This window comes from Pseudarthrobacter defluvii, from assembly GCF_030816725.1.
GTDB lineage: Bacteria > Actinomycetota > Actinomycetes > Actinomycetales > Micrococcaceae > Arthrobacter > Arthrobacter defluvii_A.
Window position 1 is genome coordinate 1,031,403 of record NZ_JAUSYG010000001.1, and the last position, 24,407, is coordinate 1,055,809.

22 protein-coding genes are annotated in these 24,407 nt (G+C 65.9%); 13 read left to right on the forward strand and 9 right to left on the reverse strand.

What is annotated here, in order from left to right:
- The first annotated feature begins 133 nt into the window (after positions 1 to 133).
- On the forward strand, positions 134 to 283 hold the full coding sequence (locus QF031_RS04790) for a hypothetical protein (protein WP_307424826.1): 150 nt from the start codon (positions 134 to 136) through the stop codon (positions 281 to 283).
- Positions 284 to 957: 674 nt separating this feature from the next.
- Positions 958 to 1,794: a response regulator gene (locus QF031_RS04795; RefSeq protein ID WP_307424830.1), complete on the forward strand. Its 837-nt coding sequence runs from the start codon at positions 958 to 960 to the stop codon at positions 1,792 to 1,794.
- Positions 1,795 to 2,218: 424 nt separating this feature from the next.
- On the opposite strand, the gene QF031_RS04800 is transcribed toward QF031_RS04795, so the two are convergent.
- Positions 2,219 to 2,497, reverse strand: coding sequence for a helix-turn-helix transcriptional regulator (locus QF031_RS04800; protein ID WP_307424833.1), 279 nt, complete (start codon positions 2,495 to 2,497; stop codon positions 2,219 to 2,221).
- Between the two features lie 161 nt (positions 2,498 to 2,658).
- Between QF031_RS04800 and QF031_RS04805 the strand changes: the two genes are divergently transcribed.
- The 5 genes from QF031_RS04805 (at position 2,659) to yidC (ending at position 7,073) form a co-directional block, all read left to right on the forward strand.
- Positions 2,659 to 3,417 carry a DUF4389 domain-containing protein gene (locus QF031_RS04805; RefSeq protein ID WP_307424836.1) on the forward strand — a complete coding sequence of 253 codons (759 nt, stop codon included), beginning with the start codon at positions 2,659 to 2,661 and terminating at the stop codon, positions 3,415 to 3,417.
- A gap of 54 nt (positions 3,418 to 3,471) precedes the next feature.
- Positions 3,472 to 3,672: a hypothetical protein gene (locus QF031_RS04810; protein WP_307424838.1), complete on the forward strand. Its 201-nt coding sequence runs from the start codon at positions 3,472 to 3,474 to the stop codon at positions 3,670 to 3,672.
- A gap of 21 nt (positions 3,673 to 3,693) precedes the next feature.
- Complete coding sequence (locus tag QF031_RS04815) at positions 3,694 to 4,353, forward strand: SRPBCC domain-containing protein (RefSeq protein WP_307424840.1); 660 nt, start codon at positions 3,694 to 3,696, stop codon at positions 4,351 to 4,353.
- 102 nt (positions 4,354 to 4,455) lie between these two features.
- Complete coding sequence (locus QF031_RS04820) at positions 4,456 to 6,048, forward strand: DUF4386 domain-containing protein (RefSeq protein WP_307424843.1); 1,593 nt, start codon at positions 4,456 to 4,458, stop codon at positions 6,046 to 6,048.
- 236 nt (positions 6,049 to 6,284) lie between these two features.
- Positions 6,285 to 7,073 (forward strand): membrane protein insertase YidC, encoded by a 789-nt coding sequence (yidC, locus tag QF031_RS04825; protein ID WP_307424847.1) that lies wholly within the window; start codon positions 6,285 to 6,287, stop codon positions 7,071 to 7,073.
- Between the two features lie 8 nt (positions 7,074 to 7,081).
- On the opposite strand, the gene QF031_RS04830 is transcribed toward yidC, so the two are convergent.
- Positions 7,082 to 7,981, reverse strand: coding sequence for an SDR family oxidoreductase (locus tag QF031_RS04830; protein ID WP_307424850.1), 900 nt, complete (start codon positions 7,979 to 7,981; stop codon positions 7,082 to 7,084).
- Entirely contained in the window at positions 7,978 to 8,448 is a 471-nt protein-coding gene (locus QF031_RS04835) for a nuclear transport factor 2 family protein (RefSeq protein ID WP_307424853.1), read from the reverse strand. Before QF031_RS04835 ends, QF031_RS04830 begins: the two co-directional genes overlap by 4 nt.
- A gap of 91 nt (positions 8,449 to 8,539) precedes the next feature.
- On the opposite strand from QF031_RS04835, the gene QF031_RS04840 reads away from it, so the two are divergent.
- Entirely contained in the window at positions 8,540 to 9,199 is a 660-nt protein-coding gene (locus QF031_RS04840; protein WP_307424856.1) for a TetR/AcrR family transcriptional regulator, read from the forward strand.
- A 142-nt stretch (positions 9,200 to 9,341) separates the two neighbouring features.
- Positions 9,342 to 9,896, forward strand: coding sequence for a dihydrofolate reductase family protein (locus QF031_RS04845; protein WP_307424858.1), 555 nt, complete (start codon positions 9,342 to 9,344; stop codon positions 9,894 to 9,896).
- Here the strand turns inward: QF031_RS04845 and QF031_RS04850 are convergent.
- The 5 genes from QF031_RS04850 to QF031_RS04870 are packed head-to-tail and all read right to left on the reverse strand — an operon-like array spanning position 9,881 to position 17,992.
- A complete protein-coding gene (locus tag QF031_RS04850; protein ID WP_307424861.1) occupies positions 9,881 to 11,101 on the reverse strand; it encodes an MFS transporter in 1,221 nt (406 codons plus the stop codon). The two genes, QF031_RS04845 and QF031_RS04850, sit on opposite strands and share 16 nt — an antisense overlap.
- A gap of 39 nt (positions 11,102 to 11,140) precedes the next feature.
- A complete protein-coding gene (gene narI, locus QF031_RS04855) occupies positions 11,141 to 11,920 on the reverse strand; it encodes a respiratory nitrate reductase subunit gamma (RefSeq protein ID WP_307433135.1) in 780 nt (259 codons plus the stop codon).
- Positions 11,921 to 11,940: 20 nt separating this feature from the next.
- On the reverse strand, positions 11,941 to 12,561 hold the full coding sequence (gene narJ / locus QF031_RS04860) for a nitrate reductase molybdenum cofactor assembly chaperone (RefSeq protein WP_307433138.1): 621 nt from the start codon (positions 12,559 to 12,561) through the stop codon (positions 11,941 to 11,943).
- Positions 12,562 to 12,572: 11 nt separating this feature from the next.
- Positions 12,573 to 14,282 (reverse strand): nitrate reductase subunit beta, encoded by a 1,710-nt coding sequence (gene narH / locus QF031_RS04865; protein WP_307424864.1) that lies wholly within the window; start codon positions 14,280 to 14,282, stop codon positions 12,573 to 12,575.
- Positions 14,282 to 17,992 (reverse strand): nitrate reductase subunit alpha, encoded by a 3,711-nt coding sequence (locus QF031_RS04870; protein WP_307424867.1) that lies wholly within the window; start codon positions 17,990 to 17,992, stop codon positions 14,282 to 14,284. The genes narH and QF031_RS04870 overlap by 1 nt, the downstream gene beginning before the upstream one ends.
- Before the next feature lie 103 nt (positions 17,993 to 18,095).
- Between QF031_RS04870 and QF031_RS04875 the strand changes: the two genes are divergently transcribed.
- Together QF031_RS04875 and QF031_RS04880 are read left to right on the forward strand one after the other, a co-directional pair.
- A complete protein-coding gene (locus tag QF031_RS04875) occupies positions 18,096 to 18,752 on the forward strand; it encodes an SDR family oxidoreductase (protein WP_307424870.1) in 657 nt (218 codons plus the stop codon).
- 21 nt (positions 18,753 to 18,773) lie between these two features.
- A complete protein-coding gene (locus QF031_RS04880) occupies positions 18,774 to 20,345 on the forward strand; it encodes a Na+/H+ antiporter (protein ID WP_307424873.1) in 1,572 nt (523 codons plus the stop codon).
- 7 nt (positions 20,346 to 20,352) lie between these two features.
- Here QF031_RS04880 and QF031_RS04885 read toward each other — a convergent pair whose 3' ends face one another.
- Positions 20,353 to 21,564, reverse strand: coding sequence for an ROK family protein (locus QF031_RS04885; protein WP_307424876.1), 1,212 nt, complete (start codon positions 21,562 to 21,564; stop codon positions 20,353 to 20,355).
- 97 nt (positions 21,565 to 21,661) lie between these two features.
- Between QF031_RS04885 and QF031_RS04890 the strand changes: the two genes are divergently transcribed.
- Complete coding sequence (locus tag QF031_RS04890) at positions 21,662 to 23,374, forward strand: glycoside hydrolase family 13 protein (RefSeq protein WP_307424879.1); 1,713 nt, start codon at positions 21,662 to 21,664, stop codon at positions 23,372 to 23,374.
- A 31-nt stretch (positions 23,375 to 23,405) separates the two neighbouring features.
- Positions 23,406 to 24,347: an aldo/keto reductase gene (locus QF031_RS04895; RefSeq protein ID WP_307424881.1), complete on the forward strand. Its 942-nt coding sequence runs from the start codon at positions 23,406 to 23,408 to the stop codon at positions 24,345 to 24,347.
- Positions 24,348 to 24,407: the final 60 nt, after the last annotated feature.

A 24,407-nucleotide genomic window follows, 5' to 3' on the forward strand; every position in this document is an offset into this window, starting at 1 on the left:
TTCCCCGGCCAGGACCAGCTGGCGCCGGGGATTCCCTGGCCGCCTACCTTGCGACCAGGGTTCTGCGTTGCCGCTGTGAATTCCAAATGGAAGTAACCCCCTGAGCGCCACCACAAACCCAGCAATCACAGGTATGACAACCAAGATAAACAGCAACCACGCAACCGCCGCTGACACGTCCCCGATCAGCATCGAAGACCTCGATCTCACACCCGAAGGCCTCGCCGACACCCCGGCACACCAGGAGGACACCGAGAGCATCGTCCACATCGCCGAGAGCTAGAGCCCAGGCCGCCTCCTTCGCGTTCTGGTCCTTCCGCCGCCGCAAACCCTGGCCTCCCGTGCGGGACTTATGAGCGCGGACCGAGGCGGGTAGCGGCCGCGGAGGGGGTCGTTCTGCTTCGTCAGGTCAATGTCATCACCAGGAGTAGAAGCTTGACGGGCATATCTTTCCGCTGGGGCACTGCGCCCGGACGGGTAAAACTATCGGTAAGGAGCCGGCCCGGCCCCGCGTGCGTGCCGGGCGGAGACGTCATTCAGCGGCCCGGCACGCACACCCCCATCTTCGCAGTTACGAAGGTTGGTGGGTCGAACGAACGCAGCATATGGAATCCTCCAGCCGGCGTCGTATCGGTGACCTGGGTCCCGACGGTCTGAACTCGGCAAAACGATGTGGTCGGGAATCCTGCGCTGGAATCCGGCATGCGTCAGGTTTTACTAAGCGTTGGGGTGTCGGGAACCTGCATATAGGGCTAGCCTCGTAAGTGAGGCTGCATTTTCGTTCGTGTTTTCAACAGATACCCATATATAGGGGATTGGGTATCTGTTCTCCTTTTCAGGGTGGGGCCAGATTGGCAGCAGGAAACCAGCAAACGCCATCAGGGTTTCAGGGGCGGATGAACGGAAACGAATATGGCGGCTGATGCTAGCCCCGGGTGGGCGTCCTCCTCTCGGAGCGTGTACATCGTGAGTGGCGAAGAGCTCGTCAGGCAGGGTCTGCGGGGATTGCTGGAGGCTGACGGCTTCAGCGTTTCCGGGGAGTCCGCGTCTGTGCGCCAGGCGACCCGGCGGATCCCTGCGCTACGTCCGGACTTGGCCATCATTGATGATGATCTTCCCGATGGTTCCGGTGACGGGCTGTGTCGGACAATCGCAGCTGCTGATGCCACCATTCGATGTGTGCTGATGACAGGTGAAACCGACGAAGCGGTGCTGATTGGGGCTATCTTGGCCGGTGCCTGGGGGTGCTTGTCCCAACAGGATGACAACCAGGAGCTGCTCAGGCTGATCCGGCGCGCAATGCGTGGGTACACCGCTTACAGCCGTCGTTTCCAGACCGGCATCCTGGCTCCCATCCAGGCCGACGGGAAGAACGGGCCCAACGGACGGTTCGGGATGCTCTCAAAGCAGGAAATGAAGGTAGCGGTCAGGGTTGCCCGAGGGTTGACCAACAGCCAGATCGGACAGGAAATGTTTCTGGCCGAAAAGACCGTGAAGAACATGGTCTCATCCGTGCTGATGAAATTTGAGATGGCACACAGGACCGAGGTCGCGATCTTCGTCGCCGGAGAACTTGAAGACACAGGAGACCTCGCGCAGGAGTACCGGCGCAGTCGTGACCCGGAGTTGATCGCGGAGGTCACCGCTGCACTGGTTATCTGCACCAGCGAGGCCGGCAGCGCGCCGCCGGCCGACAGCATGCTGCTACTGGACGCCATGCGGCTTTCTGATGCACTTGCCGCTGCCGGTACCCGGCCGCACGCCGGGGAATACCAGTCAGGGAAATCCTCGTAAACTGACCGCCTAAAAAACCGCGCGTCAGAACCGGGTAAGCCCCGCAGCGCGGACAGCGAATCGAAAAGGACCATCTGTCCGTGCCCATCGATTCTGACCGCCTCCGCTGCAGCTTGCTGCATCGGAGCGCGGTAACAGCATGAGGAACGAGCACGCATCCAGGGTTGTTCAGAAATCACACGCGTTCAGATTTCCCCTTGCGGGTGTGTGCCAAATAGCGCTGCGAAAAAGCAGCCATTTATCGCTGAAGTCACACCCGGGTTTGTCTGTTGCCTCCCCTATGTACGCTGAAGGACCGGCTTACGGGCGCCGGTGCAAAATAACGTGATCACAGAATGACGCCACAAAGAGATCAGTCCGCAGTTGAGGAACGCTGCCGTCCAACGGGACGCGTTGTAGGCAGGCGTTCGGTGTGGGCCGCTTCTTACTCCCGTCTGAGGAGTACGTCGAGGATCTCACCGACCGCGACCTCGTCCAGACCTTCCCGTCGGATCGGCTGGTTCGGATGCAGCTCATAGAAGTTGCGGCTCCCGACCCGACGGCGGGTCAAGTAACCGCCCTCGACCAGATCCGAAACGATACGGTGCGCCGCCCGCTCTTGGACCCCCACGCTTTCGGCGATCTCACGTATGCGAATCCCGGGGTGGCGCGCGACGCAGTAGAGCGCGTGCAGGTGATTAGTCAGGAAACTCCATTCAGCCATGCCTCCAATTATACTGTCAATAAAGACATGTATCCATTGACCTGTCCGGCATAACGGCCTACCGTAGCAGGTATCGGCGCAGAATCTCCTACCGCCGACAGACTCGCGGACCTGGCCGAACTGGAGAGACCCCGCCCGCCGCTGTAACGCCAACGCCCCGAATGGGCAAGCGTTTACAGCTCAAGGAAGGGCTTCTCATGGGACAACAAACTTCATACCCGCTCGCTCTCGACGGCGGGCAATCCCCAAAGCTGAGCCGTTGGCTGTGGCTCGTCAAATGGCTGCTGATCATCCCGCACATCATTGTTCTGTTCTTCCTGTGGATCGCTTTCCTGGTGCTCTCGGTGGTGGCGTTCTTCGCAATCCTGATCACCGGAAGGTATCCGCGTGCAATTTTTGACTTCAACGTCGGCGTGCTGCGCTGGACGTGGCGGGTCAGCTTCTATTCCTACAGCGCCCTGGGCACCGACGTCTATCCGCCGTTCACGCTGGCCGACGATCCGGGCTATCCGGCACGGCTGTCCGTTGAATACCCGCAGTCGCTTTCCCGCGGACTCGTGCTGGTGAAATGGTGGCTGCTCGCGCTCCCGCATTACCTGATCATTGGTGTGTTCACCGGAGCCGCCTTCGCCGGCTATAACCAGGTGCGCGATGGCAACGCCTGGGCCTACGGCAGCGGACTGATCGGCCTGCTGGTCTGCATCGCCGGTCTCGTCCTGCTGTTTGCCGGCCGCTACCCCCGCGGGGTGTTCGACCTCCTCATGGGCATGAACCGCTGGGTGTTCCGCGTGACCGCCTACGCAGCGCTGATGACCGACCAATACCCGCCGCTGCGCCTCGACCTGGGCAGCAGTGAACCACCACCATCCGCTATCGCCTCTGACGACGCCCCAATGATGCCCGCACCGGTCATCCCATGACGCCGGTACCCAACGCCCGGAGTACGTCGCGCGCCATGGCTTTCATTCGTGCTCATGCTCGCCACCGTTTGCTACGTCATCGACGCCCTGACACGGTTCCTCGCCCCCTCATTAGCGGACACATCAGCTGCCATCTTCATCCTGCCGGACATCATTTGCGACGTCTCGCTGTTGGCCTATCTACTCATCCGCGGCGTGAAGACGCCCCGCACCACAGCTGCCGGGCTCTCATCCGAACCTGAACCAGCTCACTAACAGCACCGTCCAGGAGTAGCCATGGAACACATAGAGGCAAGGATTGACTTTCCGGCAGAACCGTCGGTGGTCTGGAAACAACTGATAGACACAGCATCGATGGCAAGCTGGAACCCCTTCATTACCTCCATGTCCGGGGTCCTCGCGGTCGGAGAACGTCTCCAGGTGCGCATCGCCCCGGCAGGGGGCAGAGCGATGACGTTCAAGCCGCGGGTCACTATTGTCCAGCCCGATCAGCGCCTGGAGTGGCTCGGAACCATGGGCATCCCCGGACTCTTCGACGGCCGGCACTCATTCACACTTATTCCGCTCGAACAAGGCCGCACCCGCCTGGTGCAAGCAGAGACCTTTTCCGGAGCCCTCATCCCCTTCACCGGGAAACTCCTGCAGAGGACCGAGGCGGGCTTCCAAGCAATGAACACGGCCCTCCTGACCCGACTCAAGGTAGCTGCGGTAAAGGTCAGCGGCACAGAAGGAGTCGATCTCGCCTCTATCCATGCCCCAGAGCGAGCAGTCACGATCGATGGTCCACCGATTGGGTTCTCCAGAACGACCGGGAACGAGTCCGTCGACGGCAGCACGCCACAGGATCCAATCCTGGACAACACCGCGAGCATCAGGCTGAACACGTCTGCGCCGCGCCCTCCAGACCGCTCCAGCGGGGCGCCTCGCCCTCACTAATACCCTGATCGCGATAAAGACCGGCGCACGCCGAATCCCCGGAATAACCAATCGATCTCCGGGTCAACCAATCAAAGGGAAGTAAATGCCATGTCGCGAAGGATGGTCGCAATCATCGTAGGGGCCTTGTTTGTCGTTCAGATGATCACTGCGGTGATCGGAAATTCTTTGATACAAAGCTTCGGGGACGGCGGTACCGCAACGGCACCGCCAACGATCGGCGTGCTGCTCATGCTGTGTTCAGGCCTTGCCGTGGTCGGCATCGGGCTGCTGATGTATCCGGTCCTGAAAACGGTCAACAGGGAACTGGCCCTTTGGTACCCGATCCTGAGGATCGTCGAGTTCATCGTCTCGACCGTGGGCGGTATCTACCTCTTGACCCAGCTGCACGTAGTCCCCAACCAGATGCTCTGGGTCTACATTCCAACGGGCCTCGGCGGTCTGGTCCTGTGCTACCTGCTCTACGTCTCCCGGCTGGTTCCGCGACCCATCGCTGTCACTGGCCTCTTCGGATACCTTCTGCTCTCTCTGGGCGTCCTCCTTGACCTCCTCGGCGTTGTTGACATGAATGCCGGACCGGGACAGTTGATACTGCTCCCCGGCGGACTCTTCGAGGTCGTGCTCTTGCCGGTCTGGTTGATCGCCAAGGGCTTCAACTCCCCCCTCACCTCGAGGGCGACTCAAGCCATACGCCGTAACGCCCTAACAGCCCTTGCACTGTCCGCCCCTCCGGAAACGAGCAGACAAACCGCCGCCGGTTTCTACCCACCGTTCCACCTCGATCTGGGAGAGAACGAACCACCACCGCGGACAGCCCACCCGGCCCGGCCGGGATCTACCGCCAAGAAATCCGATGCGGTTCCATCCCTGCCGCCCGGCACAACGCACCCAATGATCCATCCACCTTCCAAGGAGCACGCCATGGCCGCCAACACCCACATCACTCCGCCGATCAAAGCACCCATCCCGCGGCGCGGCATGCACCCGACGAGGCGGATCTCCCTGGCCGCCGGCATCCTGTACGTGCTCACGTTCGTCTCCATCCCCACCCTCGCCCTCTACAAAGCGGTGAAGGATGACGCAGGTGCTTTCGTCCTGGGAGCCGGCAGCACCGCCGGGGTGCAGTGGGGCGCCCTGTCCGAGGTCATTGTCGGTCTGGCCGGCATCGGCACCGCCGTGGTGCTCTATCCGGTGGCCAAGCGGGTCAGCCAAACCGCGGCCCTGGGGTTCGTGGCCGCTCGACTCGTGGAAACCTGCCTCATTTTCGTCAGCGTCGTCAGCCTGCTCACGATCCTCACCCTGCGGAACGACGTTGCCGGGACCGCCGGGACGGACTCCGCCTCGCTCGTCACAGTCAGTCATAGCCTCATGGCAACCTACAACTGGACATTCCTGCTCTCCCAAAGCCTGATGCCCGTGGCCTGCGACCTGCTCCTGGGCTACGTACTCTACCGCTCCGCCCTGGTGCCCCGGATCCTGCCGATCATCGCATTCATCGGCGCCCCGCTGCTCCTGGCCTCTGACATCGCAATCTACTTCGGCGCCTACGGCGCGGTGTCCCCGATCGCCGTTCTTGCCGCACTGCCCGTCGCCGTGTTCGAACTGTCCCTAGGCATCTGGCTGATCGTCAAAGGTTTCAAGCCAACCCCGCTGACCACCGACCACGCCGACACCAGCCAGTCCACAGCAACCTGAGGGGAATAGCCCCGTTTTTGTTGACGCCCTCAGGCTAAGGCTGGTTGACTGCACCGCCCGCTAAAGGATCCCTTACGGGACGCACCGAACACCGGCGTTAATCTGATGAATAGACGGTTCAGTTTTGGCGCACCCCCCACCGCTACAGGCAAAGCCGCCGGAATCCCCGAGATTCCGGGGCTTTCCTGTTTCCCGGATACCCAGTAGCTTTGCAGCAACTGAGGACGGGGGATTTGGTGGACTTTCTGGCGGCGGTGATGGAGCCGTTCCGGTGGCTGGTGTCCGTCATCCTGGTGGCTTTCCATGACGGGCTCAGCGCGGCAGGCATGCGGGCGGCAGGCGGCTGGACCTGGGCCCTGTCCATCATCGGGCTGGTGCTGGTCATCCGCGCCGCGCTGATCCCGGTCTTCCTGGCACAGGTCCGGGCCCAGCGCAGGATGCGGCTGCTGCAGCCCGACCTCAGGGAACTCCAGGACAGGTACAAGGGCCGGACGGACCAGGCGTCCCGGCAGGCCATGGCCCAGGAACAGATGGCCCTGTACAAAAAGCACGGCACCAACCCGTTTTCCGCCTGCCTGCCGCTGCTGATCCAGGCGCCGTTCTTCCTGGCCCTGTTCCAGGTGCTGTCCGGGATCTCCAGCGCATCGAGGCAGGGCGTGGGCATCGGGGCATTGGGCCACGACCAGGTGGTCCAGTTCGACTCGTCCAGCATCTTCGGGGCGCCGCTGTCCGCTTCCCTGCTGCACGGCGGCGGCGACTCCACCGCCGTGGCCGCGCTCGCCGTCGTGATGATCCTGGTGATGATTGTCTGCCAGTTCCTCACCCAGAAACTTGTGGCGGCACGGACCATGGCCGGGCAGGACAGTGAGAGTCCCTTCATGCGCCAGCAGAAGGTCCTCCTCTATGTCCTGCCGCTGGTCTTCGGCGCGGGCGGGGTGTTCTTCCCCATCGGAGTCCTGGTTTACTGGACGGTCTCCAATTTGTGGACCCTGGGGCAGCAGTTCCTGGTGTCCCGGCGGGCGTGAGCGCGCCGTCAGCGGCCGGCCAATGCCTGCGCCTGCTCCTTCAGGAAGTCGCTGACGGACTTTGGCTTGATCCCCCGCTGGCGGAGGGGCTTGTCGTCCCAGGTGGCCTCCTCGATATCTGAGGACAGCCCGGCCCCCAGCGCAGAAGCCATGGCGTCGTTTCTGCTTTTCAACATGAGGGTGGCCAGCCGCGCCACGGGGCGCGGCATGCGCTGCACTTTCATGCGGTGGTGGACCAGTTCTCCTGCCAGCTCAATAATCTCCTTTTTGGTCAGCGGCTCAGGTCCGCCCACGTCGATCTGCGCCGGCGGATCGGTTTCCACCGCCACAGCGGAGAGGAGGGCGGCAATATCCTCAGTGGACACCAGCCGGCGGGGGTTATCGCCCCTGCCGATGACGGCTGCCTTTCCCGCTGCGAGGTCGAACCGTGCGGCGCGGCTGAGTTGGATCTCCTGCAAGCCGTCGGAGCGGACCACCACGGCCCGCATGGGCGAGTTGGCCAGGCGCCGCTCAATGGCGAGCTTGGCCTGTTCCAGCGGGGTCCCCAGGCTGGCGCTGCCGATCGGAAAGGACAGGTAGACAAAGCGCTGCACGCCGGCGGTCTCCGCGGCATCAACAAGATGCTTCATGCCCACCTCATCGACGTCCCGGATGGTCGCGGAACTGGTCCCCGCAAACCGGCGGGTGATTGCTGTTGCCGTGGCGATCACCGTTTCGACGCCCTCGCACGCGGGCAGCAGCGTGGCCGGTTCGGTGAGGTCGCCGGGCACAATCTCCGCGCCAATCGCCCGGAGCGGCGAATTGTCAGTGGTGGGCCGGACCAGGCAGCGGACACCCTGCCCGGAGTCACGCAGAAGCCGGGCCACCCGGCCACCCAGGTCGCCCGTGGCCCCGACCAAGAGGATCATGGCCGTGCTCCTTCCGTTCCTGCTCCGGTGACGGCCTGGACGGCGGCATTCACGTCCGTCGTGTCCCTGTCGACAGGCTCCAGGTAGAATCTCACACCCGCGATCCGGTCGTTGCGGAGGCTGAAGATGGCGACGCCGGCCTGTTCTACAGCGCTGCCGTCCAGGCGGGTTCCACGCGAGCCCCATTCAACCCAGACCTTGCCTCCAGTGCCAGTGCCGGTGCCGGGGCCGGTTGCCGAGTCCAGCACTGTCACGGTGAGGTCAGGGATCCCTGCGAACAGTGCGGACCAGTTCTTCCGCACCTGCGCGCTTCCGGTGAAGCTGCGGGCGGGGTGGTTGGGGGTGATATTGACGTAGTCGTCGGCGAACTCGGCCATCATGGCATCGAGGTCGCGCCGCTGTGTTGCGGAAAACACTCGGCGCACAGGGCCGTCGGGGAGGCGGTCCACGCCGTCTGGCGTGTCCATGGAAAACTCCTTGGTGCCTCGCGGAGCGAGGCTGTGACCTGTTAGATTAATTTCAATACAGTTAGCTGTATTGATTGGAGTTTAGGACCGCATGCATAGCCCAGTCAATGCCTCCGGAAAGCGGCCCGTAAAGCGCGCCTACGACGCCCGGCGGCGCCGGCAACTGGCCGATGAGTCGCTGCATACCGTTCGTGCCCGCGCCCGTGAACTGTTCCTGACCAAAGGATTCGGCGCGACAACCATTGCGGAGATTGCGCGCGCTGCCGGGGTATCGGCGGAGTCGGTCTACAAGAACTTCGGCAGCAAGGCGGGGCTGGTCCGCGCCATCTACGAGGAGAGCCTCCTCGGTGCGGGCGGTCCTCCGGCCGAGCAGAGGTCTGATCTGGCCCAGACGACGGAAACGGATCCGGTACGGCTGATGGAGCGGTTCGGCCGGTTCACCACGGAGATCAGTCCCATCGGCGCCCCGGTCTACCTTCTCATCAGGGACGCGGCGGCCAGCGGGGACGCTTCCATGGCGGCACTGCTGCGTGACGTGGACGATGCCCGTTACCGGCGGATGCTGCATAACGCCCGGCAACTGGTGGGCAGGGGGCTCCTCAAGCCCGGACTCACCACGGCCGAAGCTGCCGACGTCATGTTCACCTCCACCGCCGCCGAACTCTACGAGACCCTGGTGGTCAAGCGGGGATGGTCCGCCGAACGCTATGGCACATTCATCGCCAGGACCCTCACTGCGAACCTGCTCTGACCGGGACCACTTTTCGCTGGCGGTCCTTGGCCTGTTCGCAAATCAACGGCGTTGAAGGTTCTGACCTGCGAACAAGGCGGGGAATGCTCAAGGCGATGCCAAACACCTATCCAGACCTGACGTCCACCGGCAGAATGGGCCCATGGCGCAGCTGATCTACTCCGCAATCATGTCCCTGGACGGCTACACGGCTGACAAGAACGGCAACTTCAGCTGGTCCGCCCCGGACGAGGAGGTGCACGCCTTCGTCAACGACCTGGAGCGGGACGTGGGCACCTACCTTCTGGGCCGGCAGATGTACGAAGTGATGTCCGTCTGGGAAACCATGGGGACGCAGGATGACCACCCGGTGATCCAGGACTACGCCCGCATCTGGCAGGCAGCGGACAAAGTGGTGTACTCCACGTCGCTGGACACCGCCGGTACCCCCAGGACGCGCCTGGAGCGGGAGTTTCTCCCGGAAGCGGTGCAGGACCTGAAAAGGAACAGCGACAGGAACATCAGCATCGGCGGCCCCACCCTGGCGGCGCACGCCCTCAAAGCCGGGCTGGTGGATGAGTGCCAGCTGTTCATCAACCCCGTGGCCGTGGGCGGCGGCCTGCGCTTCCTGCCTGACGGGCTGGAGGCGAGCCTGGAACTGCTGGACGAGCGCCGGTTCGGCAACGGTGTGGTGTACCTGCGCTACCGCGCCCGCTGAACCGCCGCCCTCCCGGCCCTGGGCTGGACCGCGACGAGGGTGAACACCAAGGCCACCAGGGCCGTGACCACGAGCAGTAGCAGCCCGATCGAATAGCTGCGCGTCGCGGCGTCATAGGTTGCGCCCATAACCAGCGGGGGGAAGTAACCGCCCAGGCCGCCCGCCGCGCTGACGATGCCGCTGATGCTGCCCACCTTCCCTGCCGGGGACAGGACGCCGACCCATGCAAACACGCCGCCCGTCCCCAGGCCCAGCGCGGCAGCCATGGCAACGAACGTGGCACCTGCCGGGACTTCGCCGTCGGGCCGCAGGTTCACCACCCAGCCCAGGACGGCGACGGCGGCCAGCGCCACGAGCACCACGGGCTTGGGGCCGAGCCTGTCCGCCAGCACCCCGCCCACCGGACGGGCAAGGACGGCGGCCAGGGCAAACCCGGCGGTCCGGGCGCCGGCGCCGGCAGGGTCGAAGCTGTAGACGTCCCGGAGGTAGGTGGGCAGGTAGGTGGCGAAGGACACGAATCCACCGAAGACCACGGCATACAGGAAGCACATCTTCCAGGTGACCGCCGTCCTGGCGGCATCCATGAGCTTCGGCAGCACCGGCGCGTGGTTGGGTGCCCAGTCCGGCGATTCCTTCATCAGGAACCACACCAGCGCTGCCATCACGGCCAGGACACCGGCGATCAGCAGGTGCGTGGGAAAGTATCCGATCCCGGCAACCAATCGGGGATTCAGGAAGGCGGCCAGCGCCGTCCCGCCCATGCCCGCGCCGAAGACACCGGTGGCGAAGCCGCGGCGGGCCGGCTCGTACCAGGCACTGACGAACGGGATCCCGACGGCGAACACCGTCCCGGCGACGCCGAGCAGCAGCCCGGCGCCCAGCACCAGAGCGAAGGAACTAAGGAGGCCGCCCACGGACACCAGCAGGATGGGAGGGATGGCCGCCAGCAGGACGAAGGTGAACATGGCCCGGCCGCCATACTTGTCCGTCAGCGTGCCCACCACAATCCGGCCCAGCGATCCGACGAACACCGGCATGGCCACCAGGATCCCGGTGGTCGCGGGTGTCAGGGCGAGGTTCTGGGTGTAGAAGGCGCCCAGCGTGGCCACCGAGTTCCACGCCCAGAAACCGGCAACGGACGCCGCCGTCGCCAGCGTCAGGTTCAGCGCCCTCCCGGTGCCCTGCGTTGAGGTTGTTTCCGCCACTTGCAGCTCCTCACCACATCATCCGAAACGCACCGCCGGTCAGCGGTTGCGGGTGTCCCTGTCCGGCGTGCCCACGGCGGACCAGCCCCTGCCCTTGGTCTCCCTGTCCCTGGACCGGTAGACGATGTACGGGCGGAACAGGTAGTGCAGGGGCGCGGTAAAGGCGTGCACCAGCCGGGTGAACGGCCAGATGACGAACAGCGCCATTCCCACCAGGGTGTGCAGGTGGAAGGAGAACGGCGCAGCGGCCATTGCCGCGATGTCGGGCTGGAAGATGAAAAGCGACCGGAACCACGGCGCCACCGTCTCCCGGTAGTTGTGCCCGTGTTCGCCTTCGAAGACGCTGGCCAGCGTGGTCCACAGGCCGAACACGATGGCAGCGGTCAGCACCACGTACATGGTCTTGTCATTCTTGGTGGTGGCCATGAACACCGGCCCCGTGGTGCGCCGCCGGTAAATCAGCAGCGCAATCCCGCCGAGCGTCCCCACGCCGGCGATGCCGCCCACCAGCAGGGCGTTGAAGTGGTAGAACTCCTGGCTCATGCCCGCCGCCGCGGTCCAGGCCATCGGGATCACCAGGCCAAAGAAATGCCCGGCGATCACGGCCAGCAGCCCGAAGTGGAACAGCGGGGAGGCGATCCGCAGGAGCCTGGATTCGTACAGCTGCGAGGACCTGGTGGTCCAGCCGAACTGGTCGTACCGGTAGCGCCACACCAGCCCGCCCACCAGCACCACGGCCATGACGTAGGGCAGGACGCCCCACAGGACGGTGTCCCAGGTGTTAAGCACGACGGCGGCTCCCGGCTCCGTCTCGAGCATCGCCTCGAGTGCCCACACGGTCAGCCCCTCCTGACGGGCAGCAGCCGCGGGTCATAGGGATCGAGCCCCACGCTTTCGGTGGGTGGTCCGTATCCGGCCATGCGCATCACTTCCTGCTCGTCCTGCGGTGACTTTCCCGGCAGCGTGGCGCAGATGGCCGCGAGGATCCCGCTGTGCGGCAGGTTGTCCCGCAGGAGTCCGAGCCGGAGCATTTCAAGGCTGGCCCGGTAGCGCTGCAGCAGTTCGCGCCCGGCGGCCCCATCAACCCGGGCCGCGAATTCCAGCACCATGGGCAGGTAGTCCGGAAGTTCCCCGTCCAGGTCCACCAGGACACCGCTGTGCCGGTAGGCCTCCTTGAAGAGGCCCAGCACTTCGCCGCGGCGGCGGGTGTCCCCGTCCGTCCAGTAGCTCAGGTGCAGGGCGTGCCGCCTGCCCAGGTCGAATTCGCGGACGTACAGGGCCTGCAGTTCCATGGGCGGCGTAGTTTCCAGGAGGTCCAGTACCGGGGCGAACTCCGGCAGGGCGCCCGGAAACTCGGCCAGCGCGGCCCGGACCAGGGGAACCCGGTGCACCAGTTCCTCATCCGGGTAGGACAGGCACCAGGCAGCGGCAAGGTACACCACCTGCTCACGGCGGTTCATCGCCGGCCGGTTCATGGCTGGTCCTCGGCGCCGGCCAGGGTGTCCGGGTCCGGCCCCCTGTCCCGGGAAAGCTTGTCGGGGAACAGTCCCGGCGGTGCGCCGCGGCCATCCCAGTTCAGCAGGTTCACCCTGCCGTGCAGGCTTGATCCTGCCGCGATGGTGTCGGTACTCTGCCGGTCCCGCAGCGCGTGGAAGGTGTCAACGGCCACCGGGACCGGTCTGCCGCTCGCCTCGCCGAACGGTGCCGAATCCTGCATGCCCGGGCCGCCGTCGAAATCCAGCGAACAGCCCAGCTCCTCCAGGTCGTGGGCCTGCTCCACGTGCGCCTTGGGGATGACGTACCGCTCGTCGTACTTGGCGATGGCCATCAGCCGGTACATCTCATACATGGCCTGCCCGTCCATGCCCACGGACTCCGGAATGGCCTCGTCCGGGTCTTCGCCCAGGCTGATGCCCCGCATGAAGGAACGCATGGCCGCGAGCTTCCGCAGCACGGCCGTGACGCGCTCTGTGTCTCCGGCGGTGAAGAGTTCGGCAAGATACTCCACCGGGATCCGCAGGGCGTCGATGGCGCCGAACAGGTTGCCGGTGTCCTCGCCGTCGTGGCCCTGGTCGCGCAGCAGGTCAACCACGGGGGAGAGCGGCGGCACGTACCAGACCATCGGCATGGTGCGGTACTCCGGGTGCAGCGGCAGCGCCACCTTGTAGACCTTGGCCAAGGCGTAAACGGGCGAGCGGCGGGCGGCGTCAAGCCAGTCCTCCGGGATGCCCTGCGCCCGGGCCTCGGCCTGGACGTGCGGGTCGTTGGGGTCCAGCAGCACATCCATCTGGGCGTCGTAAAGGTCCTGCGGGTCGGTGACGGACGCGGCCGCGGTGACGGCATCGGCGTCGTACAAAAACAACCCCAGGTACCGCAGCCGGCCCACGCACGTCTCGGAGCAGACGGTGGGCAGGCCCACCTCCACCCGGGGATAGCAGAACGTGCACTTCTCGGCCTTGCCGGTCTTGTGGTTGAAGTAGATCTTCTTGTACGGGCAGCCGGTGACGCACTGGCGCCAGCCGCGGCACCGGTCCTGGTCCACCAGTACGATCCCGTCCTCCACCCGCTTGTAGATCGCGCCCGACGGGCAGGACGCCATGCAGGAGGGGTTCAGGCAGTGCTCGCAGATCCGGGGCAGGTAGAACATGAAGGTCTGCTCGTAGGCGAACTTGATCTTGTCCTCGGACTCGCGCCGGACCTTTTCCACGATCGGGTCCAGGCCGCCGTTCTCCGCGGAGCCGCCCAGGTTGTCATCCCAGTTGGCGGACCAGGTGATCTTGGTGTCTTCACCGGTGATCAGGGACTTGGGCCGGGCCACCGGGAAGTCATCACCCAGGGGTGCGTCCACCAGGGTCTTGTAGTCGTAGGTCCACGGCTCGTAGTAGTCCTTGAGCTCGGGCTGGACAGGGCTGGCGAAGATGCCGAACAGCTTCTTCACCCTGCCGCCGGCCTTCAGCACCAGCCTGCCGCGCCGGTTCAGGGTCCAGCCGCCGTACCACCGCTCCTGGTCCTCGTAGCGGCGCGGATAGCCCTGCCCGGGCCGGGTCTCCACATTGTTGAACCACACATATTCCATGCCGGCACGGTTGGTCCAGGCCTGCTTGCAGGTCACGGAGCAGGTGTGGCAGCCAATGCACTTGTCCAGGTTCATCACCATGCCCATCTGGGCCATCACACGCATCAGTACTGCACCTCCTGCGAACGGCGGCGCACTGTGGCCACCATGTCGCGCTGGTTTCCGGTGGGGCCGAGATAGTTGAACGCGTAGGCCAACTGGGCGTAGCCGCCCGCCAGGTGCGACGGTTTCACCAGCAGCCGGGTCACCGAGTTGTGGATCCCGCCGCGCCGCCCGGTGGCCTCCGACTTCGGGACGTCGATGGTGCGCTCCTGGGCGTGGTGGACGTAAACCACTCCAGCCGGCATCCGGTGGCTGACAATGGCGCGGGCCACCAGGACGCCGTTGACGTTGGTGCATTCCACCCAGTCGTTGTCCCGCACCTTAATCGCGTCGGCATCGGCCGGGCTCATCCACACGGTGGGCCCGCCGCGGGACAGCGAGAGCATCAGCAGGTTGTCCTGGTACTCGGAGTGGATGGACCACTTGGAATGCGGGGTCAGGTACCTGACGGTCACCTCCATGGCGCCGTCAGAACCCAGCCGCGGTTCGCCGAACAGCCGGTGCATGTCCAGCGGAGGCCGGTAGATGGGCAGGTTTTCGCCGATGTCCGTCATCCAGTCGTGGTCCAGGAAAAAGTGCATCCGGCCGGTGAGGGTGTGGAAGGGCTTGAGCCGTTCGATGTTGATGGTGAACGGGGCGTACCGCCGCCCGCCCGTTTCGGACCCTGACCATTCCGGGGACGTGATCACCGGGACCGGACCAGCCTGGGTCTGGGCAAACGTGATGAACTTTTCCTCCGAGCCCTCGGCCAGGTCCGCGAGCTTCCTGCCGGTGCGCACCTCCAAGTCCTTGAAGCCCTGGACGGACAGGACCCCGTTGGTGGTGCCGGAGAACGCCAGGATCGCCTCGGCCATCTTCGCGTCCGTGTCCATGGCCAGCCGGCCATCCGCCGCCCCGCCCAGCATCACGCCGTTGGCGTGGCTGAGCCGCGCAACCGGTTGGGCCACCTTGTAGGTGACGTTCTTGACCGTGAAGCCCAGCTTGTCAGCGAGCGGCCCGACGGCGGCGAGCTTGTCCGCGATGGCCGTATAGTCCCGCTCCACCACGGAAAAGACGGGCATATTCTGCCCCGGAACGGCAGGAATGCCCGGGTCCCGCCAGTCCCGGACCCGCCCGCCGGGCTGGGCCAGCTGGCCGGGGGTGTCATGCATCAGCGGCACACTGACCAGGTCCTTCCGGACGCCCAGGTGGGTCGCGGCGAGCCTGGACAATTCCCGGGCGAGCAGGTGGAAGGTGTCAAAGTCGGTCTTGGTTTCCCAGGGCGGGTCAATGGCCGGGCTGAACGCGTGCACGAACGGGTGCATGTCCGTGGAAGACAGGTCATGCTTTTCGTACCAGGTGGCGGCCGGGAAGACGACGTCGGAAAGCAGCGTGGTGGAGGTCATCCGGAAGTCGGCGGAGACCAAGAGGTCCAGCTTTCCCTCGGGCGCCTTGTCGTGCCAGGCCACGTCCCGGGGCTTGAGTTCCTCGGCGCTGTCCGGTCCCAGGACGTTGTTGTGCGTTCCCAGCAGGTTGCGGAGAAAATACTCGTTGCCCTTGGCGGAGGAGCCGAACAGGTTGGACCGCCACAGCACCAGGGTCCGGGGCCAGTTGGCCGGGGCGTCCACGTCCTCGATGGCAGGGTTGAGGGTGCGGTTCTTCAGCGATTCGGCGATGTAGGAGGGCGCGTCGGCGGCGGTGCCGGCGGTGACGGCGGCCTGCGCCTCATCCGCCACGTCGAGGGGGTTGCGGTCGAACTGGGGGTAGAAGGGCATCCAGCCGAGCCGGGCTGACTGGGCGATGGCGTCCGCCGTGTGCATGCCGTCCAGCTTTCCGGTGGACAGCGGGGACTTCAGGGCGTCCGCCGAATAGCCGTCCTGCCGCCACTGGTCCGTGTGCATGTACCAGTAGCTGGTGCCGGTCATGGTCCGCGGCGGCCGTGACCAGTCCAGGGCGTTGGCCAGTGACACCCAGCCGGTGACGGGACGCGTCTTTTCCTGGCCCACGTAGTGCGCCCAGCCGCCGCCGTTGCGGCCCATGCAGCCGGTGAGCATCACCAGCGCCAGCACCGCCCGGTAGGTGGTGTCGCCGTGGAACCACTGGCAGATGCCGGCGCCCATGATGATCATTGAACGGCCCTGGGACTGCTCCGCGTTGCGGGCGAATTCCCGGGCCACCCGGATGCAGGCCTGTGCCGGGACGCTGGTGATCTCCTCCTGCCAGGCCGGTGTGTAGGGGGTGGCGGCGTCGTCGTAGCCGGCAGCCCAGTCTCCGGGCAGGCCGTCCCTGCCCACGCCGTACTGGGCAAGCATGAGGTCGAACACGGTGGTCACCAGCTGGCCGCCCACCTCCATCACCGGGACGCCCCTGCGCAGGATGCTGCCTTCGCCGCCGGCATCCTCAAAGCAGGGGAGCAGGATCTCCGCGTTCTGTTCGGACACTTCCCGGAGGGACAGGGCAGGCTCGATCCCCTCGAGGTCCAGGTTCCATTTGCCCTCGCCGCTGGCGGAGTAGCGGAACCCCATGGACCCGTTGGGAACGGCCGCCCGGCCGGCGGCCTTGTCGAACAGGACGGTGCGGAACGCGGCATCCTCAGCCACGGACTCGCTCGGGACGTCAAGGGCGGTGAGGAATTTCGACGGCGTGAGGGCGCCGTCGTCGGTCCTCTCCAGCCTGACCAGGAAGGGAAGGTCCGTGTACTGCTTCACGTAGTCGGTGAAGAACGGCACCTGCCGGTCCACGAAGAATTCCTTCAGCATCACGTGGCCCATGGCCATGGCCAGTGCGGCGTCCGTTCCGGCCTGCGCCGGAAGCCATTCATCGGCGAACTTGGTGTTGTCCGCATAGTCCGGGCTGACGGTGACCACCTTGGTGCCGCGGTACCGGACCTCGGTCATCCAGTGGGCGTCCGGGGTGCGTGTGACGGGAACGTTGGAGCCCCACATCATGAGGTAGCGGGCATCCCACCAGTCCCCGGACTCGGGAACGTCGGTCTGGTCCCCGAACACCTGCGGGCTGGCGACAGGCAGGTCGGCATACCAGTCGTAGAAGGACGTCATGACCCCGCCGATGAGCTGGATGAAGCGGGTTCCCACCGCGTGGGAGACCATGGACATCGCCGGGATGGGGGAAAAGCCCGCGCAGCGGTCCGGGCCGTACGTTTTGATGGTGTTCACGTGGGCCGCGGCGGCAATCTCGATGGCCTCCTGCCAGGACACGCGCACCAGGCCGCCCTTGCCGCGGGCCTGCTGGTAGCGGCGCCGCCGCTCGGGATCGGCCGCCACCTCGGCAAACGCCAGCACGGGGTCGCCCAGCCGCGCCTTGGCCTCCCGGTACATCTCCACGAGGACGCCGCGCGCATAGGGAAAGCGCACCCGGGTGGGGGAGTAGGTGTACCAGGAAAAGGCTGCCCCGCGAGGGCAGCCCCGTGGCTCGTACTCAGGGCTGTCCGCCCCGACAGATGGGTAGTCCGTCTGCTGGGACTCCCACGTGATGATGCCGTCCTTGACGTACACCTTCCAAGAGCACGAACCGGTGCAGTTCACCCCGTGCGTGGACCGGACCACCTTGTCGTGGCTCCAGCGGTCCCGGTAGAAGATGTCGCCCTTTCGGCCGCCTTCCCGGAACACCGCCCTGCCGTCCTCCGTCTGGTCCCACCTCGTGAAGAAACGGCCCAGCTTCAACATTGCTTCTGATGCGGGTCCATCTAACCCCGCATGGGGTCCGGCAGCCATGCCCCCAAGCTAGGTGGGTGCCGGAAACCCCCAATAGAGCCCAAAGGCCCTGTTCAAAGCCATATTGCTCTGTTTGTGGGCGACCGGCGGGCAGAATGGGTGCATGACACGCATTGCCATTATTGGCGGCCACGGAAAAGTGGCCCTCCTCCTGTCCGAACTGCTCACTGGCGAGGGCCACTCAGTGACCTCCTTAATCCGGAACCCGGACCATGCCGACGAGGTCGCTGCCACCGGCGCCACCCCGTCGGTCCTGGACGTGGAGAATTCCACGACGGCGGCGATCGCCGATGCCCTGGCCGGGCATGACGCCGTGGTTTGGTCCGCCGGCGCGGGGGGCGGCAGCCCGGAGCGCACCTACGCCGTGGACAGGGATGCCGCCATCCGCTCCATGGATGCCGCTGCCCAGGCCGGGGTGCACCGGTACGTCATGGTGTCCTACTTCGGTGCCGGCAAGGACCACGGGGTGCCCGAAGACAGCAGCTTCTATGCGTATGCCGAAGCGAAGGCGGCCGCGGACGAGTACCTGCGCGGCACCGGGCTGGCGTGGACCATCCTTGGCCCGGGAGCCCTGACGGACAACCCCGGAACCGGACGGATCGACGTCGACCCCTCGCCGGAAGGGGGCCGGGAGACGTCCCGGGCCAACACTGCGATCGTGGCAGCGGCGGTGCTGGACCTGCCGCAGACAGCGGGCCGGACCATCGAGTTCCGCGACGGCACCCTGCCGGTGGCCGCCGCCCTGGAACCGCGCCCGTAGGCGCCGGCAGGGAAGAGGCTTATGGACCAGCTCGCACTGATAGTTGGACTGCTGCTGGCCACGGTGGTGGCCGTGGGCCTGGGGGACAGGCTGCGGTTGCCGTACCCGGTCCTGATGCTCCTCCTGGCGGTGGCCCTCACGTTCATACCGGGTTTCCCGGACCTGGAAATTGAACCCGAGCTGATCCTGCCCATCTTCCTGCCGCCGCTGCTGTTCGCCACCGCCCAGCGAAGCTCATGGGCCGTGTTCCGCATCCGGTGGCGGACCCTGATCATGCTGGCCGTGGCCCTGGTGGTGATCAGCACCGCCGTGGTGGCCGGCGCCGCCTGGCTGATGATCCCCGGCATCGGAATTCCGGCCGCCATCGCCCTCGGAGCCATGGTGGCCCCGCCGGATCCGGTGGCCGTGGAATCCGTGGCAGGCCGCGTGCACATGCCGCGCCGCCTGATCACCGTCCTGCAGAGCGAGGGCCTGTTCAACGACGCTGCCGCCATCGTCATTTTCCAGGCAGCCGTGGCGGCTGCCGTGGGCGGCACCAAGATAGGGCCCGACGTCGTCCTGCAGTTCCTGGTGGGAGCGGCGCTTGCCGTCGTGGTCGGCGTCGCCATGGGCTGGCTGATCGCGCTCATCACCCGGCTGGTCACGTCCATGGTGGCCCGGAGTGCCGTGACCCTGGTGGTGCCGTTCGCCGCGTACATCCTGGCGGAGGAGGTGCATGCCTCCGGCGTCATTGCCGTGGTAGTCACCGCCCTGGAAATGCAGCGCCACGCCCGCCCGCAGGATGCTGCCGAGCGGGTCACCCGGAACGCCTTCTGGGATGTGGTGGAACTGCTGGCCACCGGGCTGGCATTCGGTTTGGTGGGGCTGGAAATCCGCCATGTCATCCGGGATGAGGGAACGGAAATTTTCGGCATGATCGGGGCGTCCCTTGTGGTCTGTGTCCTGGTCTTCGCGGTCCGGTTCCTGTGGCTGGGCGTCCTGGCCCTGGGCGCCAGGAAACGCAGGAACCTGCTGCAGCCCACATCCCTGAAGGAAGTTCTCATCCTGACGTGGTGCGGCATGCGCGGCCTGGCCACCCTGGCGCTGGCCCTGGCACTGCCGCTGACCCTGGCGGATGGCACGCCGTTCCCCGGCAGGGACTACCTGCTGGTCATCGCCTGCGCCGTGCTGCTTGCCACGCTGGTCCTTCCGGGCCTGACGCTGCCATGGCTGATGCGGGTCCTCAACGCCTCCGAGGACGGTACCGCGGAGCGCGACGCCGTCCGGCTGCTGGCCACCAGGGCCCAGGCGGCCGCGGTGGCGGCCCTGAAACAGCACGACCTGATGACGGACCTGCCGCCGGAGAAAGTGGCGCTGGTCAAGGACAGGATGCAGCGCCTGCACGCGGAACTGACGGACGGCAGCCTGCGGAACGAGCCCCTGGCGGAAAAGCGCCAGCGTGGACGCGAGCTGGCCATCGCCGTGCAGACCATCGCACTGGACGCAGCCCGGCAGGAAGTGGTGGCCGCCCGCAATGAGCCGGACATGGATCCCGAGGTGGCAGACCGGGTGCTCCGGCAGCTGGACCTGCGCACCATGGTCATGCCGGAGTAGGAACCCCTCAAGCCGGAGCGGCGCGCCCTGCGAGCACCAGGTCCAAGGAGTGCTTCTCCACGTAGTCCAGGGCGCAGCGCACCGCGCCCACGGTGACGATCGAATCGCCCAGCGGGGACACTGCCACGCGTGCGGGGGTGGCCGTGAACTCCTTCAGGCGCTCGCTAATGGGAGTGAGGAGTACGTCCGCAGAGTCGGCCACGCCGCCGCCGATGACCACCAGGTCGGGGTTGAGCAGGGTGGCGACGGTGCCGATAACCCGTGCCATCCTGTCCGCCAGGCGGTCCAGGATGTCCAGCGCCACGGCGTCTCCTTTGGCTGCCGCGGCGAAGACCTGTTCTGCCTCGACCCGGCCTGGCAAGAAATCCCGGAGGGCAGTGGGGACGGGCGTGGCCAGGGCCTCGGCAGCCCAGGTCCGGGCCAGGTGGGCGATGCCGTACGTGTCACCCACGCCTTCCACCAGGTTCAGGTAGGCAAGCTCGCCGGCGCTGCCGCGGGAGCCATGCACCAGCCGCCCGCCTTCCACGATGCCGGAGCCCAGACGTTCGCTGGCCAGGATCACCACGACGTCGTCGATCCCGGCGGCCGCCCCCTGCCACCGGTCGCCGAGGGCGGCAAGGTTGGCGTCGTTCTCCAGCAGGACGGTCCAGCCGCGTGTCTCCTTGAGGGCCGGCCGCAGCCCGAGGTCGAACAGGCCCCAGAACTCCTGCGTGGCCACCACGTCCCCGTGCCGGTCCACGGGTGCGGCCACGCCCGCGCAAACTGCCAGCACCTGCCGGGGCTCCATGTCCGCGGAACGCAGTGCCTCCAAGGCCACGCCATCGATGAACGCGATGCGTTCGCGCGATCCCACGTTGCCGGCCTGGAACGGACGGCTGGACCGTCCAAGGGTCCTGCCCCGGAGGTCTGAAACCACCACGGTGACCTTGGAGTAGCCGATGTCCATGCCCAGGACCACGCCGGCCCGCTCGTTGAGCTCGAACCGGCGCGCCGGGCGGCCCTTCTGGTATCCGCCAAACTCGCGCTGATTCTCCAGCTCCAGGAGCCAGCCCCGCTGGACCAGGTCCTCGCAGACGGCAATGGTGGTGGCGCGGGTCAACCCAGTGGCTGCCATGACGTCAGTGACCGTCACGGCGGCTGTGGTCCGCATGAACTCCAGGACCGCGCCGGCACTGACGCGGCGGAGCAACTGGGGAGTCGCCGGAACTGGTTCACGCATGCTGTTGACCTTCCTGTACAAATCACCTGATAATACTTGAGGAAGTAAATTTAGTTTCAATATAAATATAGACCGCACTGAAGAAGAGGGTTAGTCCTTGTCCACCACTGCCACCCTGGCAACCCTGTCCGACTCTGACCGTCTGGCCGACCCCAACTGGTGGCGCCAGGCCTCCGTCTACCAGATCTATCCGCGCAGCTTCGCCGACTCCAATGGCGACGGTATCGGCGACCTCAAAGGCATCACCGCCAAGGTGCCGTACCTGAAGTCGCTGGGGATCGACGCCGTCTGGCTGAGCCCGTTCTACCCGTCAGCGCTCGCGGACGGCGGCTACGACGTCGACGACTACCGCGACGTCGACCCCAAGCTGGGCACGCTGGCCGATTTCGACGAGATGGCCAAGGCCCTGCACGACGCCGGCATCAAGCTGATCGCCGACATCGTCCCCAACCACTCCTCGGACCGGCACGAATGGTTCAAGGAGGCGCTCGCCTCGCCGAAGGGCTCCCCGGCACGCGACCGCTACATCTTCCGTGACGGCAAGGGCTCCAAAGGCGAGTTCCCGCCGTCGGACTGGGACTCGGTGTTCGGCGGACCGGCGTGGGAGCGCATCACCGAACCGGACGGCACCCCTGGCCAGTGGTACATGCACATCTTCGCCAAGGAGCAGCCGGACCTGAACTGGTCCAACCGGGAAATCCGCGACGACTTCCTCAAGACATTGCGCTTCTGGTCCGACCGGGGCGTGGACGGCTTCCGCGTTGACGTGGCCCACGCCCTCACCAAGGACCTGACCGAACCGCTGCTCTCCAAGCTGGAACTGAGCGCGGCCAACACCGGTGTAGACGGGTTCGACGACGGCACCCACCCGTTCTGGGACCGCGACGAAGTCCACGAGATCTACGCCGAATGGCGCGAGGTGTTCAACGAGTACAACCCGCCGCGCACCGCCGTCGCCGAGGCCTGGGTGCACGCCACCCGCCGCGCCCGCTATGCCAGCCCGCAGGGACTGGGCCAGGCGTTCAACTTCGACCTGCTCCAGGCGGACTTCGACGCCGCCGAGTACAAGGAGATCATCACCCGCAACCTCGCCGAGGCGGCCGCCACCGGTGCCTCCTCCACGTGGGTGTTTTCCAACCACGACGTGGTGCGGCACGCCACCCGCTACGGCCTGCCGCAGGTGTCCAAGGAAAAGGCCGGCGCCAAGGGCCAGGACGGCAAGGACTGGCTGCTCGCCGGCGGACCCAAGGACCAGCTGGACGCTGAGCTCGGCGAACGCCGCGCCCGCGCCGCCACCTTGCTGATGCTCGCTGTGCCCGGCTCTGCCTACCTGTACCAGGGGGAGGAACTGGGCCTGCAGGAAGTGGCCGAGATTCCCGAATCGGAACGGCAGGACCCGTCCTTCTTCCGCAACAAGGGCGTGGAGGTGGGCCGCGACGGCTGCCGCGTCCCGCTGCCTTGGAAGGTGGAAGGCACCTCCTTCGGATTCGGCGACGGCGGTTCCCACCTTCCGCAGCCGGATTGGTTCAGCAAGTACGCGGTTGAAGCCCAGGACGGCACCGAAGGCTCCAGCCTCGAGCTGTACCGCAAGGCCCTGCAGCTCCGCCGGGAACTGCTCACGGACGAGGACCTCGAGTGGGTTGAGAACGGCAACCCGGACGTGCTGCACTTCAAGCGTCCCAACGGCTGGCAGTCCGTGACCAACTTTGGGAACACCGCCGTCGACCTTCCCGCCGGGACGGTACTGGTCAGCAGCGGCCCGCTGGAGGACAACAAGCTGCCGGCCAACACCACCGCATGGCTGCGCTGATGCGACTGTCCCGCAGAAGCGGCCGGGCCTGATGCAGGAAGTCATCTACGGATGCATGGGGCTGGGCGGCAGTTGGTCTGGGGAGCCACATGGCACACACCATGTGGACCAGGCCGCTGCTGCCGTCCAGGCCGCCCTGGACGCTGGCATCACCCTGTTCGACCACGCAGACATCTACCGGAACGGCAAGTCTGAGGCGGTGTTCGGCGAGGTTCTGGCCGCCACCCCCGGACTGCGGGAGCGGATCCGGCTGCAGACCAAGTGCGGCATCCGGCTGAACGAGCGCGGCCTGCAGACCCACTATGACCTGAGCCGGGACGCCATCCTGGAACGGGTCAACGGCAGCCTTGAACGGCTCAGGACCGACTACGTGGACATCCTCCTGCTGCACCGCCCGGACCCCCTGGCGGATCCTGCGGAGGTGGCTGCCGCCGTCGGGCAGCTTATGGCCGAAGGGAAGGTCCGGGCGCTGGGCGTATCCAACATGTCCGCGGCGCAGATCGAGCTGCTGCAGGACCGGCTGGAGACGCCCGTGGTGGCCAACCAGCTGGAAATGAGCCTGCTCAAGCGGGCATGGCTGGAAAGCCAGGTCCTTGTCAACCACCCGGAACACCTGGACTACAGCTTCCCGCACGGCACGCTGGAGTACTGCACCCGCAACAACATCACCTTGCAGGCGTACGGCTCGCTGGCCCGCGGCGCCTACACCGGCGCTGAACCGGAGAGCCCCACGTCCGCCGGGGCGGCGACTGCGGAACTTGTTGCAGAGCTTGCTGGCCAGTACGGCACCTCCGGTGAGGCCATCCTCCTGGGGTGGCTGATGAAGCATCCCACCGGGATCGCGCCCGTCATCGGGACAGTGAATCCCGGCCGGATCCACGCCTGCGGCGACGCCGCACGCGTGGCCCAGGCCCTGACCCGTGCCGACTGGTACAAACTCTGGGTCACGGCGCGCGGCAGCAACATCCCCTGACCCCGCCGCGCCAGTCACAACCCGTTTAGTTCGTATTGATCCTCACAAGCGGGCCGTTTT

Bases quoted from the DNA above. Each gene is read 5' to 3' on its own strand.
- QF031_RS04790 (WP_307424826.1), top strand. From the start codon at position 134: ATGACAACCAAGATAAACAGCAACCACGCAACCGCCGCTGACACGTCC.
- QF031_RS04800 (WP_307424833.1), bottom strand. From the start codon at position 2,497: ATGGCTGAATGGAGTTTCCTGACTAATCACCTGCACGCGCTCTACTGC.
- QF031_RS04805 (WP_307424836.1), top strand. From the start codon at position 2,659: ATGGGCAAGCGTTTACAGCTCAAGGAAGGGCTTCTCATGGGACAACAA.
- QF031_RS04810 (WP_307424838.1), top strand. From the start codon at position 3,472: ATGCTCGCCACCGTTTGCTACGTCATCGACGCCCTGACACGGTTCCTC.
- QF031_RS04815 (WP_307424840.1), top strand. From the start codon at position 3,694: ATGGAACACATAGAGGCAAGGATTGACTTTCCGGCAGAACCGTCGGTG.
- QF031_RS04820 (WP_307424843.1), top strand. From the start codon at position 4,456: ATGGTCGCAATCATCGTAGGGGCCTTGTTTGTCGTTCAGATGATCACT.
- QF031_RS04830 (WP_307424850.1), bottom strand. From the start codon at position 7,981: ATGATCCTCTTGGTCGGGGCCACGGGCGACCTGGGTGGCCGGGTGGCC.
- QF031_RS04835 (WP_307424853.1), bottom strand. From the start codon at position 8,448: ATGGACACGCCAGACGGCGTGGACCGCCTCCCCGACGGCCCTGTGCGC.
- QF031_RS04840 (WP_307424856.1), top strand. From the start codon at position 8,540: ATGCATAGCCCAGTCAATGCCTCCGGAAAGCGGCCCGTAAAGCGCGCC.
- QF031_RS04845 (WP_307424858.1), top strand. From the start codon at position 9,342: ATGGCGCAGCTGATCTACTCCGCAATCATGTCCCTGGACGGCTACACG.
- narI (WP_307433135.1), bottom strand. From the start codon at position 11,920: ATGCTCGAGACGGAGCCGGGAGCCGCCGTCGTGCTTAACACCTGGGAC.
- narJ (WP_307433138.1), bottom strand. From the start codon at position 12,561: ATGAACCGCCGTGAGCAGGTGGTGTACCTTGCCGCTGCCTGGTGCCTG.
- narH (WP_307424864.1), bottom strand. From the start codon at position 14,282: ATGCGTGTGATGGCCCAGATGGGCATGGTGATGAACCTGGACAAGTGC.
- QF031_RS04870 (WP_307424867.1), bottom strand. From the start codon at position 17,992: ATGGCTGCCGGACCCCATGCGGGGTTAGATGGACCCGCATCAGAAGCA.
- QF031_RS04875 (WP_307424870.1), top strand. From the start codon at position 18,096: ATGACACGCATTGCCATTATTGGCGGCCACGGAAAAGTGGCCCTCCTC.
- QF031_RS04880 (WP_307424873.1), top strand. From the start codon at position 18,774: ATGGACCAGCTCGCACTGATAGTTGGACTGCTGCTGGCCACGGTGGTG.
- QF031_RS04885 (WP_307424876.1), bottom strand. From the start codon at position 21,564: ATGCGTGAACCAGTTCCGGCGACTCCCCAGTTGCTCCGCCGCGTCAGT.
- QF031_RS04895 (WP_307424881.1), top strand. From the start codon at position 23,406: ATGCAGGAAGTCATCTACGGATGCATGGGGCTGGGCGGCAGTTGGTCT.